We start from the raw sequence: 18,645 nt of genomic DNA, 5'->3' as shown, positions 1-18,645 counted from the left end.
AATGGCAAGAATAAGAAAGATCGAGATCGCCAACTTCCGTGGCATCAAGCAATTGGTGTGGTGTCCATCGCCTGGCATCAATTGTCTGATCGGCACGGGCGACAGCGGAAAATCCACGGTGCTGGATGCGATCGATCTGTGCTTGGGCGCCAGGCGCAATGTCCAGATTTCCGACGCTGACTTTTCCGGCCTGGACATCACCGCTCCAATCAGCATCACGCTGACACTGGGCGCGCTGGATGACAGCATGAGTACGCTGGAGAGCTTCGGTGCGTTTCTGCGCGGTTATCACGCCGCCACGGGCGTCGTCGAAGACGAGCCGTCCGCTGGTGCAGAAGTGGTTCTCTGCCTGAATCTGACCGTCACCAGTGACCTGGAACCATCGTGGACTCTCATCTCCGACCGCGCTTCCCAGCAAGGCCTGGTGAAGACACTCGCATGGAAGGACCGTCTGGCCTTGGCGCCGACGCGGATCGGTGCGCTCGCTGACTACAACTTGGCCTGGCAGCGGGGCTCGGTCCTGAACCGCATCTCGGAGGAACGCGCTGATGCTTCGGCGGCACTCGTGAAGGCTGCACGGGATGCGCGCGGCACCTTTGGCGACCAGGCCGAGCAGCAATTGGGAGAAGCGCTGGGGATCGTCGCCGCGACCGCCCAGGAACTCGGCGTCCACATTGGCGCGAAGGCGAGGGCACTGCTCGACTCGCATTCCGTGTCGTTCGGGGGCGGGACCATCTCTCTGCACAACGAGGGCGGCATCCCGCTTCGCAGTCTCGGCGTCGGGTCCACGCGCCTCCTGGTTGCCGGTCTGCAGCGCAAGGCGGCCAGCCAAGCGTTGATAGTCCTTTCGGACGAATTGGAGTACGGCCTTGAGCCGCACCGCATCGCTCGGTTTCTCGGCTCTCTCGGAGCGAAGGAAGCGGCCCCGCTGCAAGCGTTCCTCACCACGCATTCGCCAGTGGCGCTTAGGGAGTTGTCGGGCGGCCAGCTTTTTGTGCTGCGCCGCAGTCTCCACGGTCATGAGGCCCGCATGGTGGGGACCGATAACGACACGCAGAGCACCATTCGCCTCTATCCCGAGGCCTTTCTGGCAGGCTCCGTGATCGTGTGCGAAGGGGCCAGCGAGATCGGACTCCTGCGTGGTCTGGATTTGCACCGGGTCGAACATGGCGGCGTGTCTCTGGCAGCACAGGGCATTGCGATGGTCGACTGTGGCGGTGGCGAGCCCGACCGGCCCTATGCCCGCGCGGCCGCTTTCCAGTCATTGGGCTACAGGGTCATGGTGGTGCGGGATGACGACAAGAAGCCCACGCCTGCCATCGAACAGACATTTCTGCAGGCCGGTGGCGCGGTCGTCGCCTACCGCGCAGGCCGCGCATTGGAGGACGAACTGTTTGGCAGCCTTACGCCGGTGGCGTGCCAGCACTTGATCAAATATGCCCACGACCTGCATGGCGACCTGATTCACGAACACCTGCGCACCGTCTCTAACAACACGCTGACCGTTCAGGCCGTCTGGGACGAAATCCAGAACACGCAAGCGCTGTCGGTGCCAAGCCGTGCCATGCTCGGGCAGGCGGCGCGCATTCGCAAGGCCGGTTGGTTCAAGTCCATCTCTTGGATGGAGGACGTAGCAAGGACCATCGTGGCGCCGGACTTGCCGCTATGCGATCCAGGCTTCAAGGCGCTGGTGGACCAGGTATCTGCGTGGGCCGCCCATGGGCCCCGTTGAAATCGACCTGCGCGCGATTGCCCGCGGTACCGTGACGGCACCTGCCGGGTGCGGCAAGACACAGTTGATCGCGCACGCCCTGGCCGCTCACCAAGGTCACAAACCCATTCTCGTGCTCACGCACACGAACGCTGGCGTGGCGGCACTTCGTGGCCGGCTGGACCGTGCCGGTGTGCCGCACAGCGCTTATCGATTGAGCACCATCGATGGCTGGGCCATTCGGTTGATTGCGAGCTTTCCGGGTCGCAGCGGTCATGACCCGGACATCCTGCGGCTCGCCACGCCTGCGCGGGACTACCCGGCGATCCGCGAATTCGCCTGGAAGCTGTTGCAGGCCGGGCACGTCAGCGAGGTACTGAAAGCGTCCTATGCGCACCTCATTGTTGACGAGTACCAGGACTGTTCGGTGCCACAGCACTATCTCGTCTACTTTCTCTCGCTGATCCTGCCGACCTGCGTGCTTGGCGATCCGATGCAGGGCATCTTCGGGTTCGGTGGCAACGCCTTGGCCAACTGGGAGCAGCAAGTCTGCGCGCATTTCCCGGTCGTGGCGGAACTAGCCACGCCGTGGCGGTGGCGCAATGCTGGTGCGGAAGCACTCGGGCAATGGCTGCTGGATGCTCGCCGCCTGTTGGTGGCCGGTCAGTCGGTGGATCTGCGCACTGGACCACCAGCACAGGTGACGTGGGTTCAGACCATCCCGCCTAACGACCACCCGCAGCGACTGGCTGCCGCGCGGACACTGCCGCCTACCGCGGACGGGCGCGTGCTGATAATCGCCGACAGCCGTAACCGATCGAGCCAGCAGAACTTCGCAAGCCAGACGCCAGGGGCCTCGACCGTTGAGGCAGTCGACTTACAGGACCTCATCGCCTTCGGCAACAGTTTCGATGTTGCGTCTGCCGGTGCCTTGGGGCAGTTGCTGGCGCTGGCGCAAAGCGTCATGACCAACGTGGGTGTCGCAGAGCTGACACGGCGTCTGGAGTCGTTGGCCCGAGGAACTGCAAGGAATCCGCCGTCCGCAGCGGAGAGCAGTGCCTTGGCGTTCCAGCGCGCCCCGTCCATCGCCGCGGCCGCAACACTGCTGTCAGAGCTGCGTGAGATGCCGAATGTGCGCGTGCATCGGCCCGCCATTCTTTACGGCGTGCTCAAGGCACTGCGTGGAGCCTCTGCAGGAAACGTCCCGCTTGCGGAGGCTGCCAGGCGCGTGCGCGAAGAGAACCGATTGCTGGGCCGCCCATTGCCCAAGCGTGCGGTCGGCAGCACGCTGTTGCTTAAAGGGCTGGAGGCAGAAGTGGCGGTGGTGCTGAATACGGAGGGCATGAGCGCACAGCACTTATATGTGGCCATGACCCGCGGATCAATGAAACTGGTTGTGTGTAGCGCCAGCCCCATATTGGGCTAAGCGGGAGGGAGAATTGCAAGAGAGAACAAGTTTGCAAGCTCGGGCGGTGCAAAAGAGACGCCCCCTGGGAAGCTCATGGAGACCATCGTCGAGGACGTGATCACGGCGAAGGCGATGACTTTTGCACAGTGGCATGCCCTCAGCGAGAACCCCTTGGTTCCGCTTGCTATTCCGGTGTCGCAAGGCGGTCAGTATCGGGCCACGCAAGTCGGCGTGGGCGCAGCTCACTTGCTGTCACAGCAAAGCTGGAAATCACGGGAAGCCCTGCGCCAGACGATTGATCGGGAGGCCTTCATGAAGCTCTCGTTCCAGGCCATCGGGGACACGCTTCGCGACTGCCAATCGCGCCTTCCAACAGTACCGGACGGCCAGAATGAGCATGACGTGCTGCTCGGTGACGATTTTTATGCGGTGCTCGCCGACGACTACCAAGCGCGCTTGCAGCAGCTGGCTGCCAGCGCGAGTCCCGACGTCGATCGGCATATCCCTTGCCATCTGTTTCACTCGGATCAGGCCGTGCCGGCATTCGCCGTGGGGCCGGTGCGATTCCTGCCGAGAGCGGAATGGCTCGATTTCTTTGTCAAGGACTTGGAGGTCCGCGAGCTCATCCGCCAGGTCGAAGCCGGTGAACTGAACATGGAGGAGTTGACCGCTCGATCAGCTGCAGCCGAGGGTGGCCGCTGTGCGTCCCATGCGTTGGACGTTTTGCGTACGCTGCGCCATTACAGCTGGGTAGCGACCATCCGGATGGAAGGGCATGAGCATGCGCGGTCTCATTTCAAAGCGTCGGTGGTGGTGGGACTTGCGATTGACGCAATCGGCCTGAGGTTCCAGGTCGAGGATGCGCGACGATTTACGAAAGCCGGCCGGCAGCATCTTTTTGCAGAGGACCGGTTCGCGACCACGCTGGACGGACGGATATTGCGGGGGTCGAGCGTACAGATGCCCGGCCTTGGCGGACGCCCCGGCGCGCTGGCAGCCAAGATGGCGGGCGAGCAATCCTTCCTGGATGCCGCCGGGTGCATCTTGCAGCACTACGTCGATGGACGACGAAGCGGACATGCGCTGCATCTCGTCGAGCGCTGGGCGAATGCCCTGTACTGGGTCGGTGAAGCTCGTCGCGAGGCTTCCGACTTCATGGCCGTTGTGGACTATGGCTGCGCGGCCGACGGACTTTCCGGCGCGGGGGGGACCGCCAAGGACATGACCGCTTTCGCCGAGACTGCGCTCAAGCCTGAGGGGGAGACTGTGCCCGAGGGCGCGCTCACGGTGAATGCCGCCGTCCACAAGGTCTATCGAGAAGGCCGCAACAAGCTCGCCCACGGCGAAATGTCGGGACTACTGGAGGACCTAGCAGAGCCGCGTGCAGTCGGCGAAGCGCTGCTGTCGGCGCTGTTCGATGTTGTGACGCCGGTGCTGGCTGACCTCTTGCAGAACGAGCCGAACCTTCCGAAGCTCGATGAGAAGAGGGCCTATCGTCTGCTTGAAGCAAAACTGGCAGCGCGTAAAGCAAACGCTTGACTTGATGCCCTGATCGTAACGGGCACGAGGCAAGGCACTTCATGTATCCTTTCTGCTGATTGATGATGACGTCGAAAACGTCGTTCCCTCAGGAATCGCTCCATCTCCCGCGCCAGCAAAAGATCTGCGCTTCTGACGGTAAAAACGACGGTAAAGACCCATGTCGATCACAGCCAAGTCCTTTAACCACGCGGGTTTGGGTGGCCTGTTGATGATGGAGTGGGAGTGAAATCGGGTCCTTCGGGGGACTATCGTAAGTTATCGAAGAAATCCGGCCGAGATCCGGCTGGCGTTTCACCAGTTGGAGTCCATCGCGACCTACCCGACGATCCGCCTGGCGCTGCGCATGGTCCTGCTGCCCCTGGTGCGCAAGAGCGAACTGATCGAGGCCACCTGGAGCGAGATCGACCTCGAGAACGCGACCTGGACGCCCCGAAGCAGCGCATGAAGGGGCGCAACCCTCACGTGGTCTATTTGTCACGTAAGGCCCTGCACATCCTGGTGGCGTTGCACACCTGCGCGGCTGGCTCGATGTTCGTACTGCCCTCGCACTACGGGCCGATCCGTTGCATGTCGCATGCGACCCTGAGCCGGGTGGCCCAACTCATCGTGGAGCGGGCCAAGGCGGTCGGACTGCCGCTGGAGCCCTTTACCGTGCATGACCTGCGCCGTACCGGCTCGACGCTGCTCAACGAGGGGCTTCAACGGCGACTGGATCGAAAAGTGCCTCGCGCACGGAGAGGGGCGCTCCTCGCGCTCGGTCTACAACAAGGCCGAGTACGCAGAGCAACGGCGCCACATGCTGCAGGAGTGGGCGGACATGGTCGATGCCTGGATCGACGGGCGAACCCTTATGCCGAAGCTGCTGCCGGAGAACGTATCGGTCCCGGTGCTCAGCGCGGCTTTGTGAAGAAAGGCCGCATGATGACTCCCTCGGGAATTGCTGTTGGCGGGCAGGGAAGCGTTTGCATCCACGACGTCGCGACCAAGCCGCCTGTGCTGGAACTATCGCGGTCCCGGATTGTCGCGCAGGTGTAATGCACCCGGCACACCCTTGAACGCCCGGGCCTTGCCAACGCCGGTTTGATCCAGATCAAGGCGCCGGGGTTGCACGGCGCCTAGCGTGAAGAGCATGCCGATATCCCGGCATCGCAACATCCAGCGCGAGGTAGTGCGATGGAAAGTCATTTCGAAGACCGGCCTGCAGCTGGCCGACTTCTGGCTGGAGCGCTTCGTGCCTATGCTGGTCGAAGCGACCTCGTTGTCCTGGCGCTTGCTCGCGGTGGAGTTCCCGTGGGCTACGAGGTGGCCAAGGCCCTTGGCGCCGAGTTCGACGTGCTCATCGTGCGCAAACTCGGCCTGCCACATCACCCGGAACTGGCGATGGGCGCCATCGCGTCCGGTGGCGCAATCGATCTCAACCGCAATGTGATTGCAATGTCCGGCGTCACCCAGCGCGACATCGAAGGCGTGCTGGCGCAGGAATATCGCGAACTTACACGGCGGGAAGCGCTGTACCGTGGCGCCCGTCCTGCGGCGCGGATCGAAGGGCGCACGGTCATCGTCGTCGACGACGGCATTGCCACCGGAGCGTCGATGCGCGCCGCACTCAAGGCACTTCGCACGCGCAAGCCGGCAAAAATCATCGTCGCCGTTCCCGTTGCACCCATCGACACGCGAGAACGCCTGCAGGATGTGGCCGACGAATTCGTCTGCGTGCACAGTCCGGCCGATTTCCAGGCGGTCGGTCAGTTTTACCGGAACTTCGGTCAGACCAGCGACGACGAGGTGCGCACCCTGCTGGCGCAATTCGACTCCACCGGAGCGCTGAGATGACCGCACCGATGACGCCCTTTCTGGCGACACGCGCACTGGCGCAGCGGCTGCAAGAGCGCGCCACGGACTATGACGCCCTGCTGGAGATGGCTGCCGACCGGCGTTTCGTGCTGCTCGGCGAGGCGACCCACGGCACGCAGGAGTTCTATCGCATGCGCGCGGAGATCACCCGCAGGTTGATTGCCGAGCACGGCTTCGATGCCGTTGCCGTCGAAGCCGACTGGCCCGATGCGTGGCGGGTCAACCGCTACGTTCAGGGCGACGGTGATGACGATGCCGCATCGGCGCTCGACGACTTCGAGCGTTTTCCCCAGTGGATGTGGCGCAACCGCGAAGTCCTGAATTTCATCTCATGGCTGCGGACCTGCAACGCCGAACTCGGTCCGCAAGCCCGCGTCGGTTTCTACGGGCTGGATCTCTACAGCCTCTACCGCTCAGCCGACGCCGTGATCCACTATCTGCAGCAGGTCGATCCCGAGCAGGCGGAAATCGCCCGCGGTCGTTATGCAGCGCTCGATCATGTGCGCGAGCCCCAGGTGTACGGCTATCAGGCGGCCTTCGGCCAGCGTCCGGCCGCCCGCGAGGCGACAGTGGCGCAGTTGCTGCAGCTGCGCGAGGACGCGCAGGCCTATCTCGAACGCAACGGCCTGGCGGCGATCGATGCGCATTTCTTTGCCGAGCGCAACGCGGCCGTGGTGGTCAATGCCGAGACCTATTACCGCGCCATGTTCGGTCGACGCATCAACACCTGGAATCTGCGCGACGCCCATATGCGCGATACCCTGCTGGCGCTGGCGGATTACCGGATTCGCCGTGGCGGGACCGGCAAGGTGGTCGTCTGGGCGCACAACTCGCATCTGGGCGACGCGCGAGCGACCGAGGCGCATCTGCGCGGCGAATGGAACCTGGGCCAGCTCATGCGGCAGGAGGTCGGGGACAAGGCGCTGCTGGTGGGTTTCACCACCTACACAGGCCACGTTTCGGCGGCCTCGCAGTGGGATGGCGAGGTCGAACACAAATGGGTCCGGCCCGCGCTGCATGACAGTTACGAATACCTGTTTCACAGTACGGGCATCGACCGCTTCTTCCTGAAGCTGAACGACCCCGCGGCCGAACCCCTGCGAGAAACCATGCTGGAGCGCGCCATTGGGGTGATCTATGTGCCGCAGACCGAGCGCGCGAGCCATTATTTCGTCACCTCGCTGGCCCAGCAATTCGATGCAGTGTTCCATCTCGACGAAACCGCTGCGCTCGAACCCCTGGATGCGCCGCGCCATTGGCACTGGCCCGAAGCCGTGGAAGCTGCGGCCTGAAGACCCATGCCCATGTCCCCCGTCCAGATCCTCGACGTGGCCATCCCTTCCGGAAGAGCCCTGCTGCAGGGCAGTCTGGTCATGCCACCGGACGCGCTCGGCATCGTGGCCTTCGCACACGGCAGCGGCAGCAGCCGTTTCAGCCGTCGCAACCAGCGTGTGGCGCAATTCCTGAATCAGGCGAAGCTTGCCACCCTGTTGTTCGACCTGCTCACTGCCGAGGAAAACACGCGCGATCTGGTCACCGCCGAATATCGATTCGACATTCCACTGCTTGCAAGGCGCCTGACATCTGCCGTCGACTGGCTGGGCAATGAAACCGTGTCGCGATCACTGGCGGTTGGGCTGTTTGGTGCCAGCACCGGCGCTGCGGCCGCGTTGATCACCGCTGCAGACCGTCCGCATTCGGTCGCCGCGGTGGTGTCGCGCGGTGGCCGGCCCGACCTGGCTGGCGAGGCGCTCGGCCGGGTTCGCGCGCCGACCCTGCTCATCGTCGGCGGCTGGGACACAGACGTCATCGCACTGAACGAACGGGCAGCGCAGCGGCTCTCCTGCGAGCATCGCATCACCATCGTCCCGGAGGCGACCCATCTTTTCGAGGAGCCGGGCAAGCTGGACGAGGTGTCCAGGCTGGCCAGCGCGTGGTTCGTGAGGTGCCTGAGCGCCGCCGGTGCCTGATGTGTATCGGCCAAGTGGCCTGGTCTCGCTGCAGTGCGTGGGAACAGTTCAAGTGAACACCGTAGCGATCACCCCATCGAGAGCGGGAATCAACATGCAAGTCGAAGAGGTCCTTACGCATCCCGGTCGCGCAATCCCCGCCGCGGCCAATCGGAATCATTCCCTTCACCGGCCGCCGTTCAAAGCATGCGGGTCATTTGACGGCAGCGTCTTCATTCACGGCCCGCTGACGAGAGGTGCATCATGGCTTTAGTGAAATGGGATCCTTGGCATGAAATCGAAGACATGTTCGACCGGTATACCCGCGCCATGGGAATGCGTCGTACAGGGGGCGGAAGCGAGATCGCCGCCGTGGCGGATTGGTCACCGCAGGTGGACATCACGGAGGGACCGGACGAGTTCACGATCAAGGCCGAGATTCCCGAGGTGAACAAGGACGATGTCAAGATCACGATCGACAACGGCGTGGTCACCATCCAGGGCGAGCGCAAGCAGGAGAAAGAAGAAAAGGACAAGAAATTCCATCGCATCGAACGGTTCTATGGCAGTTTCAGCCGCAGTTTCTCGCTACCCGATAATGTCAACGCAAGTGCGGCCAAGGCGACCTTCAAGGATGGCGTGCTGACCCTGCAAATCCCCAAGACAGCCGAAACCAAGCCCAAAGGCATCGAAGTCAAGGTGGAGTGACCGGATTTTCCGGTCTGTCTGTCGCATCTGGCGGGCTGCCTGTTGGTGTCCTGCCAGATGCGGTGGCCGATCGTCCCCCATGGCCACTCCATTTGTGCACCCGCGTTTGTCCCCCAGACGGGAAGGATGCAAGGCGGAGGGCCTGCGGCCACCGTGGGCACAGACCGGGGGACAAGCCGATGGACGGCTGACGCCGCCCACACCTTGGCCCCCGCCTGCACCCACTTCGCCCCAGAAGGGCCAAAAGCAAAAGGCACCACCACCGAGCAGGCGAGCCGCAGAAGGGCTCGCCTACGCGAACAACAACGGTGCGTAGTCCATCGCGCCGTGCAACACCTGGACGATCAGCACTCGATCCGCCGCGACACGATAGAAGATCAAATAGGGGCCATGCACGCAGCGGCGGATGCCGTGCCGCTCATAGCGGGACACGAGCGGGAAAGCCTCCGGTGTCAGCGCCAAATCCATGCACTTTTCACGCAGTTCGCGCACAAAGGTCAGCGCTCGGCGCGGGTTATCTTTGGCGATGTAATCGCCGATGCGCTCAAGGTCGCCCTCGGCCTCCGCCGACAGCTGCACGATCATGCGGTGCTAGCCCGCCTGCGCTCGATACTTCGCTTCAAGCCGATCAAACACGGCTTCGGCAGGCTTCGTCCGCCCGGCGTCGGCGTCGGCCATGCCACGGGCGATGGAAGCGTCCAACGCTGCGAGACGGGTTTCCCGATCTTGAATCAGGCGCACCCCTTCGCGCAGCACTTCGCTCTTCGAGCCGTAACGGCCAGAGGCGACTAGCTGCGCCACATAGTGCTCAAGTAGTTGGCCGAGGTCGGCGCTGATCATGGTGTTCACCTTCACTAGGAAGCTGGCCAAGGATAGCTCACTTGATAACTGTTATCAAAACGCCTTTCGGTCGCCAACTGCCCGCCGGCTTCTGCCGTGGCTGCTGTCGCCGGTAGGGGCCGTGTCGAAAATGATGTGCGCGTAATCCTGTGTCAGCGCCGCATCGGGCAGCACGCCTCGCACCGGGCCGACAATCTATGATTGACATGTCAGGGCGGTCAACGCCCATTGGCATCGGTGGCTCCTGACTCCGGCGGTTCGCCGTGTCACGCTGGTGCTTTCACAGGCAGACGCGGTATTCCAGGGCGATCAACGGGCCCGGCGTGACACAAGTGCGTCAGCTCGCAGAGGATTTGGGCAACACGATGGGTGATCTGGACGATTTGAAGAAACCGCAGTTCGCGTTGGATGCTCCCGGCCGTCCCGGCATCGCGCCGACCTGGAGCAGCAGTGCGAAAGATGCCGTGGGCTGTTCGCTCGGGCTTTCGCGGCTGTGGTTCACCACCGGCTTCGGGATCCTCAACGAGGTCTATTACCCGCGTGTCGACCTTCCCCAGATCCGCGATCTGGGCTTCATCGTGGCCGATGGCCGCGGCTTCTGGTCCGAAGTCAAGCGACTGGAAAACTACACAGTGAACTTCGTGGCGCCGGGGGTTGCGGCACTGGAAATCTGTCATGAACATCCGCGTTACACCCTGCGGCTGCGGATCTCCCCCGATCCGCGACGCGACGTGCTGGCGATCGAGGTTCGGCTGGACGGCGACGCGCAGCTGCGGCCCTACGTGCTGCTCGCCCCCCGCCTGGGGGCAACCGGCCATGGCAACCGCGCCACGGTCGGGCGCCATCGTGGCCGCTGCGTGCTGCTGGCCGGGCAAGGGCCTTTCGCGCTGGCCCTCGCCGCCGTGGATGAGGACCAGCGCGACGCGTTCAGCGCGGCCAGCGCCGGTTACGTCGGTCACAGCGACGGCTGGCAGGATTTTGCCCGCAACGGCGCCTTGACCTGGCGTTATCCCAGCGCCGGTCCGGGCAATGTCGCCCTGACCGGCGAACTGCCGCGCCGGGCAGTGCTGGCCCTGGGCTTCGGAAGCAGCATGAGCGCGGCGGCGACCCTGGCCATCTCCAGCCTGCTGCAACCGTTCGACATGCTCCTGCAACATCAGGTCGCCGATTGGGAGGCCTGGCAGGCGCGCCGCAGTGAGCGCTTTGCGGTGCCGCTGGATCTTCCCGATTCCCTGCGCCGGCAGTTGCAGGTCTCGGCCATGGTCCTGCGCACCCATCTGGACAAGACCTATCCGGGGGCGATGGTGGCCAGCCTCAGCGTTCCCTGGGGCGACACGGGGGAAGAGCGGGGCGGTTACCACCTGGTCTGGCCGCGCGACCTGGTGGAATGTGCAGGCGCGCTGCTGGCCCTGGGCGCCGAGGAGGAAGCCCGCGACACCCTGCGCTACCTGATCGCCAGCCAGCACGAGGGCGGCCACTGGAGCCAGAACCAATGGCTGGGCGGCAAACCCTTCTGGTCGGGGGTCCAGCTGGACGAAACGGCCTTCCCGGTGCTGTTGGCTGCAGCAATCGATGAACGGGGCGGCCTGGGTGGAATCGAAGTGGGCGCCATGGTCGGCCAGGCGCTGGGCTTCATTGCCCTGCAGGGGCCGGTCACCCAGCAGGATCGCTGGGAAGAAAACAGCGGCATCAACAGCTTCACGCTTGCCACCTGTATCGCCGCCCTGGTGGCGGGCAGTGACTTCGTGGCCGAGGACGCCCGCCAATGGGTGCTGGCGCTGGCCGACTACTGGAATGATCGCCTCGAATCCTGGGCCGTGGCCCGCAACACCGAACTGGCGGACCGTCTGGGCGTGCCGGCCTACCATGTGCGCACCGCTCCTGCGGAAGTGCTGCAGCAGGGAGCGGCCGCCCTGCGCCGGCCGCTGCCGGTCCGCAACCGCGAAGATGGTCTGATCCTGCCGGCCGATGAGCACATTTCCACCGACTTTCTCCAGCTGGTGCGCTTTGGTCTGCGGCTTGCCGATGATCCCTTGATCCTCGACAGCCTGGCGGTGGTGGATCATCTGCTCAAGGTCGACACGCCGGCCGGACCGGTGTGGCGGCGCTACAACGGCGACGGCTATGGCGAACACGACGATGGCCGCGCCTACGACGGCACCGGTCGCGGACGGCCCTGGCCCCTGCTGACCGGCGAGCGCGGGCACTATGCGCTGGCCGCAGGCCAGGACCCCTTGCCCTGGCTGGAGACCATGGCGGGGCTGGCAAATGCCACTGGCCTGATCCCCGAGCAGGTCTGGGATGGCCCGGACGTGCCGGCGCGGCGCCTGGTCTTCGGGCGTCCGACCGGGGCGGCCATGCCCCTGGTCTGGGCCCATGCGGAGTTCACCAAGCTGATGGTGTCGCGCCATCTGGGCGCTCCGTTCGACCGGCCCCGAGCGGTCTGGGCGCGCTACAAGGGACAGCGTCCGCGCATCCAGCGCGCGTTCTGGTCGCAGATGGCGCCCATCGGCACCCTCCAGCCCGGGCTTGGGCTGGTGATCCTGCTACCTGCGCCAGCCCTGATCCACTGGGGCGTCGACGGCTGGCAGGACACCCAGGACCTGATCAGCGTCGACAGCGGCCTGGGTTTTCAGGTGGCGGAGCTGGACGTCCGGCCCCTGCGGCCCGGCCAGCGCCTGGATTTCACGTTCCGATGGCAGGTGTCCAGCGCCTGGGTGGGCTGCGACTATCATGTGAGGGTGGAAACCGACTGACTGGGGTCGGTTGCGGTCCGCACTGCGGCCGGAGGCGTCCGATGAGACTTGTGATCCGGGATAGCTGGTTCCCCGCGGGAACCCGAATCGACATCGAGGCAGGCCAGGATGAACTGGCCTTTGTCCGCTGCACCTTCGAGGGCGGTGAAGTCGTGGTGGATGCGGCGGTCGACCGTCCGATCTTCCTGGCCTGCCTGTTCCAGGGGACCCGATTCGGTGGCCAGCCCCTGTCGGCGCGCATTTCCCATGAATGCCATTGGTGTGCCCCGGCAACCGAGGCCTCTGCTTCCGCCCCCGTCGGAACGGCTGGCCACGACGTGCATCCCGGATAACCATCTGCCGCCAATCCGGAGCGGGGCGCGGCGGCCCACGAACATGCGGGCAAGCTCGGGATCCTTGCAGGCGTCTTCGGCTGACTCAATCCACGGATGCGAGCCGCATGGCCGCAAGCGGGGGGCGCAGCTCGGGGACGTTCCATCGGTTGTCCGGGCGCACGGATTGTGTTAACGTGATAGCGCGTTAATACATTGAGACATCCATGAAGCGTCGCACCGACATCGACGAGAAGACCGCCAGCCTGGCCCTGCAGTCGCTGGCCCGCGCCCTGGCCGGCCTGTCCCGGCCGGAGGACGTGCGCGCGTTTCTGCAGGACCTGTGCACCCCCGCCGAGCTGGAGGCCATGGCCGACCGCTGGCGGGTGGTGCCGCTGATCCTCAAGGGTGTGCCGTATCGCGAAATCCACGAACTGACCGAAGTCAGCGTCACCACCATCGGGCGCGTCGCGCGCACGCTGGAGACCGGCGCCGGCGGCTATGCCGCTGCGCTGCGTCGCCAGCATTCGCGCACCAGCGCCGCACAGTGAAGTCCATTCTCATGCCTGCCATCGTCGCCAACGCGACGCGCGACCGTCTGCGCATCGCCATCCAGAAATCCGGCCGCCTGGCCGAACCCGCGCGCAGCCTGCTGGCCGCCTGCGGCCTGAGCTGGCGCGAGAGCCGCGACAGGCTGTTCTGCTACGGCGAATCGTTACCCGTGGACCTGCTGCTGGTCCGCGATGACGACATCCCCGGCCTGATCGCCGATGGCGTGTGCGACTACGGCATCGTCGGCCGCAACGAGCTGGACGAGCAGGCCAACGCGCGCCTGGAACTTGGCCTGGCACCGGCCTATCGCGAAGTGCGCGCGCTTGGCTTCGGCGGCTGCCGGCTGATGCTCGCCATCCCCGAGACCTGGGAATGGGAAGGCGCGCAGCAGCTGCAGGGCCTGCGCATCGCCACCAGCTATCCGGCGATCCTGCGCCAGTGGCTCGGCGCGCGCGGTGTGGATGCGGCGGTGGTCGAGCTGTCCGGTTCGGTCGAGATTGCGCCCAAGCTGGGCACCGCCGACCTGATCTGCGACCTGGTCTCCAGCGGCGCCACGCTGCGCGCCAACCAGCTCAAGCCGGTCGAAACCCTGCTGGAAAGCCAGGCCGTGCTGGCAGGTCCAGTGCATGGCTTCAACGATGCGCGCGCTGACCTTTCGGCGATGTTGCTGCGGCGCATGGACGGGGTGCTCAAGCTCAAGGACAGCAAGCTGCTGATGTTCCGCGCCGCGCCCGATACGGTGCCGGCATTGACGCGCCTGCTGGTCGATGCCGAGCCGCTGGTGCAGCTGCCGGGCGAACACGCCGAAGGCATTTCGCTGCAGACCATGTGCCACACCGCGATCAGCTGGCAGCAGCTGGAGGAACTGGAGCGGGCGGGCGCGCGCGGGCTGATGGTGCTGTCGGTGGAGCGCTCGCTGGCATGAACGCATCGCTTCGCACGCAATCGCTGACCGTGCAGCGCAGCCTCTGGCGCGCGCTGGATGCCGATGCGCAGGCACGCACCCTGCAACGCCCGGCGCAGACGGTGGCTGCGCAGACGCGGCGCACGGTCGCCGCATTGATCGATGAGGTGCGCAGTGGCGGGCTTGAAGCCCTGCGTGCCATTACCGCGCGTCTGGATGGGGCGGCGCCGGCGTCCTTTGAAGTCGGCCAAGCCGAGTTCGCCGCGGCCGAGGCGGCCATCGACCCGGCGCTGAAGCAGGCCATGGTCGAAGCCGCCGCGCGCATCGAAGCCTTCCACAGGGCCGGCATCGCCCAGCCCTACGCGGTGGAAACCGCCCCGGGCGTGGTCTGCGAACGCATCATCCGGCCGATCGCTCGGGTCGGCCTGTATGTGCCGGCCGGCAGCGCGCCGCTGCCTTCCACCGCGCTGATGCTGGGCGTGCCGGCGCGCCTGGCCGGCTGCCGCCAGGTGGTGCTGTGCACGCCGCCGCGCAAGGACGGCAGCGCCGATCCTGCGGTGCTGGTGGCTGCGCGCCTGACCGGGGTAAGCCGGGTGTTCGTGCTGGGCGGAGCCCAGGCAATCGCGGCGATGGCCTACGGCGCTGGCCCGGTGCCGGCCTGCGACAAGTTGTTCGGACCCGGCAACGCGTATGTGACCGAAGCCAAGCAGCAGGTCGCGCAGAACGGCGCGGCGGCGATCGACATGCCGGCCGGTCCTTCGGAAGTGCTGGTGATCGCCGATGCCGGCGCCAATGCCGCCTTCGTCGCCGCCGACCTGCTCTCCCAGGCCGAGCACGGCCCGGATTCGCAGGTGCTGCTGCTGTCCGACGATGCCGGCCTGCTGGATCGGGTGGAAGCCGAGCTCGCAGCGCAGCTGGCCGCGCTGCCGCGTGCGGACATCGCGCGCCAGGCGCTGTCGGCCTCGCGGCTGGTGCAGGTCGACTCGCTGGATGAAGCCTTCGCCATCAGCAATGCCTACGCCCCGGAACACCTGATCCTGGCGCTGCGCGATGCGCGCATGTGGCTGGCCAAGGTCGAGGCCGCCGGCTCGGTGTTCCTGGGCGACTACACGCCCGAGGCGCTGGGCGATTACTGCAGCGGCACCAACCATGTGCTGCCCACCAGCGGCGCGGCACGCGCCTACAGCGGCGTGTCGGTGGCCAGTTTCCAGAATTTCGTCAGCGTGCAGGCAGCCAGTGCGGCCGGCATCCTGGCCATCGGACCGTCGGCGGTGACCCTGGCCACGGCCGAAAGCCTGGAGGCCCACGCCAACGCCGTGCGCCTGCGCCTGCAGGAGGCCGGGCGATGAGCAAGCCTGATCTGCTCGAGCTGGTGCGCCCGGACCTGCGCGGCTTTGGCGGCTACAAGTCCGCGCGCAGCGAGGATCTGCGTGGCGATGTGTGGCTCAACGCCAACGAAAGCGCGTGGAGCAATCCGGCCGACGCCAACGCGAGCTCGCGCCGCTATCCCGATCCGCAGCCGGCTGCGCTGAAGACCGCGCTGGCGGGCCTGTATGGCTGCGCGCCGGAGGAGCTGCTGATCGGCCGCGGCAGCGATGAGGCCATCGACCTGCTGGTGCGCGCGCTGTGCGTGGCCGGGCAGGACGCGGTGGTGGCCACCCCGCCGGTGTTCGGCATGTATGCGGTGAGCGCGCGCTTGCAGGATGCCCGGCTGATCGCGGTGCCGCTGATCGACGGCGCCGAAGGCTTCGCCCCGGATTTCGATGGCATTGCCGGGGCAGTGCTGGAGCAGGGCGCGAAGATCGTGTTCCTGTGCTCGCCAGCCAACCCGACCGGGGCCTCGATTGCGCTGGCCCGGATCGAAGCGCTGCTGCAGACCCTGCAGGGCAGGGCGCTGGTGGTGGTCGACGAAGCCTATGGCGAATTCTCGCAGGTGCCTTCGGCGTTGACGCTGCGTGCGCGTCATCCGGAAGTGGCGGTCCTGCGCACGCTGTCCAAGGCGCATGCGCTGGCTGCGGCGCGAGTGGGCGTGGTGATCGCCGACCCGCGCCTGATCGCGGTGCTGCGCGCCTGCCAGGCGCCGTATCCGGTGCCCACGCCGTGCGCCGAACTGGCCGTGGCCGGCCTCTCGCCGGGCGCGCTGGCATCCACCAGGGCGCGCATCGCGCTGGTGATCGAGGAACGCGCGCGGCTGGCCTGCGCGCTGTCGGCGCTGCCCGGCGTGCGCCGGGTATACGCCTCCGATGCGAACTTCCTGCTGGTGCGCTTCGCCGATGCCGAGGGTGCGTTCCGCGCATTGCTGGCCGCCGGCGTGGTGGTGCGCGACCAGCGCGCCGCCCCGCAACTGCAGGACGCGCTGCGCATCACCATCGGCACGCCGGAGCAGAACGCCCGGGTGCTGGCCGCGCTGAGCGCGCAGGCGGTGGCCGCATGAGCCAGAAAATTCTGTTCATCGACCGCGACGGCACCCTGATCGAGGAGCCGGCCGACTTCCAGATCGACTCTTACGACAAGCTGCGCCTGGTCAAGGGCGTGATCCCGGCGCTGCTCAAGCTGCGCGATGCGGGCTTTCAGTTTGTGATCGTCACCAACCAGGACGGGCTGGGCACCGACGCCTATCCGCACGAAAGCTTCGACGGCCCCAACAACCTGATGCTGCAGATCTTCGAAAGCCAGGGCATCACTTTTCGCGAAATCCTGGTGGACGGCAGCTGGCCGGCCGACAACGCGCCCACGCGCAAGCCGGGCCTGGCCCTGGTGATGCACTACCTGCGCGATCGCGGCATCGACCTGGACGGCTCGGCGGTGATCGGTGACCGCGACAGCGACATGCAGTTCGCGCAGAACCTGGGCATCGGCGGCTTCCAGCTCAGGACCGAGCAGTTCGGCGGGCAGTGGGACTGGGCCGGCATCGCCCACGCCCTGGCCGATGCGCCGCGCACGGCCCGCGTGCACCGCAAGACCAGGGAGACCGACATCCTGGTCGAGCTGGACCTGGACCAGGCGGCCGAGCCGAAGGTCCACACCGGCCTGCCGTTCTTCGACCACATGCTGGAGCAGATCGGCAAGCACGGTGGCTTCGCCCTGACGGTCCAGGCCAGCGGCGACCTGCACATCGACGAGCACCACACCATCGAGGACACCGCCCTGGCCCTGGGCCAGGCCCTGAAGCAGGCGCTGGGCGACAAGCGCGGCATCGGCCGTTACGGCTTCACCCTGCCGATGGACGAGTGCCTGGCCAGCGCGGCGCTGGATTTTTCCGGACGGCCGTACCTGGTGTTCGACGGCACTTTCAAGCGCGAGCGCGTGGGCGACATGCCGACCGAGCTGGTGCCGCATTTCTTCCGCTCGCTGTGCGATGCGGCCGGGCTCAACCTCAACCTGCAGGTGCGCGGCGACAACGACCACCACCAGGTCGAAGGCTGCTTCAAGGCGCTGGCGCGCGCGTTGCGCCAGGCGATCAGGCGCGAAGGCTCCGAGCTGCCTTCGACCAAGGGGGCGCTGTGATGCGGCTGGCCCTGATCGATGCCGGCGGCGCCAACATCGGCTCGGTGCGCTACGCACTGGGCCGGCTGGGGGTGGAAGCCGAACTGACCACCGATGCGCAGGTGATCCGCAGCGCCGACCGGGTGATCCTGCCGGGTGTCGGCGCTGCGGCGCAGGTCATGGGCCGGCTGCGCGAGCTGCAGCTGGTGGATACGATCAAGACGCTGCAGGCGCCGCTTTTGGGGGTGTGTGTCGGGATGCAGGTGTTGTTCGAGCATTCCGAGGAAGACGACACGCCCTGCCTGGGCCTGCTGGCCGGCAAGGTCGCCAAGCTGCCGCTCAGTGAGGGTATCCGGGTGCCGCACATGGGCTGGAATACGCTCACGCCCAGGCGCGAGGCTTCGCTGACCCGCGGCATCGGCGCCCAGGACCAGGCCTACTTTGTGCACAGCTACGCCGCGCCGGTCAGCGAGGACTGCCTCAGTGCGACCACGCACGGCCAGACCTTCGCCGCCATCGTCCAGCGCGGAGCGGTGGCCGGTGCGCAGTTCCATCCCGAACGTTCCGCTGCGGTGGGCGCGCGCCTGCTGCAGAACTTCATCGAAGGAGGCCTGGCGTGAGTGC

Annotated in this window: 17 protein-coding genes and 1 pseudogene; 16 read left to right on the top strand and 2 right to left on the bottom strand. The window is 65.9% G+C overall.

Annotated elements, in window-relative coordinates; all coding sequences use genetic code 11:
- The first annotated feature begins 1 nt into the window (after position 1).
- The 8 genes and pseudogenes from DSC_RS08855 (at position 2) to DSC_RS08820 (ending at position 9,172) form a co-directional block, all read left to right on the top strand.
- Entirely contained in the window at positions 2 to 1,732 is a 1,731-nt protein-coding gene (locus DSC_RS08855; protein WP_014160823.1) for an ATP-dependent nuclease, read from the top strand.
- Positions 1,719 to 3,137, top strand: coding sequence for a UvrD-helicase domain-containing protein (locus DSC_RS08850; RefSeq protein ID WP_014160822.1), 1,419 nt, complete (start codon positions 1,719 to 1,721; stop codon positions 3,135 to 3,137). Before DSC_RS08855 ends, DSC_RS08850 begins: the two co-directional genes overlap by 14 nt.
- A 75-nt stretch (positions 3,138 to 3,212) precedes the next feature.
- The gene (locus tag DSC_RS08845) at positions 3,213 to 4,658 is read left to right on the top strand and encodes a hypothetical protein (protein ID WP_014160821.1); all 1,446 of its coding nucleotides are present in this window, start codon (positions 3,213 to 3,215) and stop codon (positions 4,656 to 4,658) included.
- 268 nt (positions 4,659 to 4,926) lie between these two features.
- Positions 4,927 to 5,568, top strand: a pseudogene (locus DSC_RS08840) (tyrosine-type recombinase/integrase); the annotation flags it as partial.
- A 266-nt stretch (positions 5,569 to 5,834) separates the two neighbouring features.
- Entirely contained in the window at positions 5,835 to 6,494 is a 660-nt protein-coding gene (locus DSC_RS08835) for a phosphoribosyltransferase (RefSeq protein ID WP_043290500.1), read from the top strand.
- Complete coding sequence (locus DSC_RS08830; RefSeq protein ID WP_014160819.1) at positions 6,491 to 7,807, top strand: erythromycin esterase family protein; 1,317 nt, start codon at positions 6,491 to 6,493, stop codon at positions 7,805 to 7,807. Before DSC_RS08835 ends, DSC_RS08830 begins: the two co-directional genes overlap by 4 nt.
- A 12-nt stretch (positions 7,808 to 7,819) precedes the next feature.
- On the top strand, positions 7,820 to 8,485 hold the full coding sequence (locus DSC_RS08825; protein ID WP_014160818.1) for a dienelactone hydrolase family protein: 666 nt from the start codon (positions 7,820 to 7,822) through the stop codon (positions 8,483 to 8,485).
- Between the two features lie 243 nt (positions 8,486 to 8,728).
- A complete protein-coding gene (locus DSC_RS08820; protein ID WP_043290499.1) occupies positions 8,729 to 9,172 on the top strand; it encodes an Hsp20/alpha crystallin family protein in 444 nt (147 codons plus the stop codon).
- A gap of 291 nt (positions 9,173 to 9,463) precedes the next feature.
- Here DSC_RS08820 and DSC_RS08815 read toward each other — a convergent pair whose 3' ends face one another.
- Complete coding sequence (locus tag DSC_RS08815) at positions 9,464 to 9,757, bottom strand: type II toxin-antitoxin system RelE/ParE family toxin (RefSeq protein WP_014160816.1); 294 nt, start codon at positions 9,755 to 9,757, stop codon at positions 9,464 to 9,466.
- A gap of 6 nt (positions 9,758 to 9,763) precedes the next feature.
- A complete protein-coding gene (locus DSC_RS08810) occupies positions 9,764 to 10,012 on the bottom strand; it encodes a type II toxin-antitoxin system ParD family antitoxin (protein WP_043291167.1) in 249 nt (82 codons plus the stop codon).
- A gap of 365 nt (positions 10,013 to 10,377) precedes the next feature.
- Here DSC_RS08810 and DSC_RS08805 point away from each other — a divergent pair, with 365 nt between their 5' ends.
- The 8 genes from DSC_RS08805 to hisH all read left to right on the top strand — a co-directional run bounded on the left by DSC_RS08805 (position 10,378) and on the right by hisH (position 18,641).
- On the top strand, positions 10,378 to 12,768 hold the full coding sequence (locus tag DSC_RS08805; protein WP_014160814.1) for a glycoside hydrolase family 15 protein: 2,391 nt from the start codon (positions 10,378 to 10,380) through the stop codon (positions 12,766 to 12,768).
- 41 nt (positions 12,769 to 12,809) lie between these two features.
- Complete coding sequence (locus DSC_RS08800; RefSeq protein WP_014160813.1) at positions 12,810 to 13,100, top strand: hypothetical protein; 291 nt, start codon at positions 12,810 to 12,812, stop codon at positions 13,098 to 13,100.
- 206 nt (positions 13,101 to 13,306) lie between these two features.
- The gene (locus tag DSC_RS08795; protein WP_014160812.1) at positions 13,307 to 13,630 is read left to right on the top strand and encodes a YerC/YecD family TrpR-related protein; all 324 of its coding nucleotides are present in this window, start codon (positions 13,307 to 13,309) and stop codon (positions 13,628 to 13,630) included.
- A gap of 11 nt (positions 13,631 to 13,641) precedes the next feature.
- Positions 13,642 to 14,556 carry an ATP phosphoribosyltransferase gene (gene hisG, locus DSC_RS08790; protein ID WP_014160811.1) on the top strand — a complete coding sequence of 305 codons (915 nt, stop codon included), beginning with the start codon at positions 13,642 to 13,644 and terminating at the stop codon, positions 14,554 to 14,556.
- Positions 14,553 to 15,884: a histidinol dehydrogenase gene (gene hisD / locus DSC_RS08785; protein ID WP_014160810.1), complete on the top strand. Its 1,332-nt coding sequence runs from the start codon at positions 14,553 to 14,555 to the stop codon at positions 15,882 to 15,884. Before hisG ends, hisD begins: the two co-directional genes overlap by 4 nt.
- Positions 15,881 to 16,969, top strand: coding sequence for a histidinol-phosphate transaminase (hisC, locus tag DSC_RS08780; RefSeq protein WP_014160809.1), 1,089 nt, complete (start codon positions 15,881 to 15,883; stop codon positions 16,967 to 16,969). Before hisD ends, hisC begins: the two co-directional genes overlap by 4 nt.
- The gene (hisB, locus tag DSC_RS08775) at positions 16,966 to 18,042 is read left to right on the top strand and encodes a bifunctional histidinol-phosphatase/imidazoleglycerol-phosphate dehydratase HisB (RefSeq protein ID WP_014160808.1); all 1,077 of its coding nucleotides are present in this window, start codon (positions 16,966 to 16,968) and stop codon (positions 18,040 to 18,042) included. The genes hisC and hisB overlap by 4 nt, the downstream gene beginning before the upstream one ends.
- The gene (gene hisH, locus DSC_RS08770) at positions 18,042 to 18,641 is read left to right on the top strand and encodes an imidazole glycerol phosphate synthase subunit HisH (protein WP_014160807.1); all 600 of its coding nucleotides are present in this window, start codon (positions 18,042 to 18,044) and stop codon (positions 18,639 to 18,641) included. The genes hisB and hisH overlap by 1 nt, the downstream gene beginning before the upstream one ends.
- The last annotated feature ends 4 nt before the right edge of the window (positions 18,642 to 18,645 follow it).

This window comes from Pseudoxanthomonas spadix BD-a59 (genome assembly GCF_000233915.3).
Taxonomy (GTDB): Bacteria; Pseudomonadota; Gammaproteobacteria; order Xanthomonadales; family Xanthomonadaceae; genus Pseudoxanthomonas_A; species Pseudoxanthomonas_A spadix.
This window is presented reverse-complemented; position numbering and strand designations above follow the sequence as displayed.

Excerpts from the sequence above, each read along its gene's own strand:
- DSC_RS08845 (WP_014160821.1), top strand. The coding sequence starts at position 3,213 with ATGGAGACCATCGTCGAGGACGTGATCACGGCGAAGGCGATGACTTTT.
- DSC_RS08835 (WP_043290500.1), top strand. The coding sequence starts at position 5,835 with ATGGAAAGTCATTTCGAAGACCGGCCTGCAGCTGGCCGACTTCTGGCT.
- DSC_RS08795 (WP_014160812.1), top strand. The coding sequence starts at position 13,307 with ATGAAGCGTCGCACCGACATCGACGAGAAGACCGCCAGCCTGGCCCTG.
- DSC_RS08830 (WP_014160819.1), top strand. The coding sequence starts at position 6,491 with ATGACCGCACCGATGACGCCCTTTCTGGCGACACGCGCACTGGCGCAG.
- DSC_RS08825 (WP_014160818.1), top strand. The coding sequence starts at position 7,820 with ATGTCCCCCGTCCAGATCCTCGACGTGGCCATCCCTTCCGGAAGAGCC.
- hisB (WP_014160808.1), top strand. The coding sequence starts at position 16,966 with ATGAGCCAGAAAATTCTGTTCATCGACCGCGACGGCACCCTGATCGAG.
- DSC_RS08805 (WP_014160814.1), top strand. The coding sequence starts at position 10,378 with ATGGGTGATCTGGACGATTTGAAGAAACCGCAGTTCGCGTTGGATGCT.
- hisD (WP_014160810.1), top strand. The coding sequence starts at position 14,553 with ATGAACGCATCGCTTCGCACGCAATCGCTGACCGTGCAGCGCAGCCTC.
- hisH (WP_014160807.1), top strand. The coding sequence starts at position 18,042 with ATGCGGCTGGCCCTGATCGATGCCGGCGGCGCCAACATCGGCTCGGTG.
- DSC_RS08850 (WP_014160822.1), top strand. The coding sequence starts at position 1,719 with ATGGGCCCCGTTGAAATCGACCTGCGCGCGATTGCCCGCGGTACCGTG.
- DSC_RS08800 (WP_014160813.1), top strand. The coding sequence starts at position 12,810 with ATGAGACTTGTGATCCGGGATAGCTGGTTCCCCGCGGGAACCCGAATC.
- DSC_RS08815 (WP_014160816.1), bottom strand. The coding sequence starts at position 9,757 with ATGATCGTGCAGCTGTCGGCGGAGGCCGAGGGCGACCTTGAGCGCATC.
- DSC_RS08855 (WP_014160823.1), top strand. The coding sequence starts at position 2 with ATGGCAAGAATAAGAAAGATCGAGATCGCCAACTTCCGTGGCATCAAG.
- DSC_RS08820 (WP_043290499.1), top strand. The coding sequence starts at position 8,729 with ATGGCTTTAGTGAAATGGGATCCTTGGCATGAAATCGAAGACATGTTC.
- hisC (WP_014160809.1), top strand. The coding sequence starts at position 15,881 with ATGAGCAAGCCTGATCTGCTCGAGCTGGTGCGCCCGGACCTGCGCGGC.
- hisG (WP_014160811.1), top strand. The coding sequence starts at position 13,642 with ATGCCTGCCATCGTCGCCAACGCGACGCGCGACCGTCTGCGCATCGCC.
- DSC_RS08810 (WP_043291167.1), bottom strand. The coding sequence starts at position 10,012 with ATGATCAGCGCCGACCTCGGCCAACTACTTGAGCACTATGTGGCGCAG.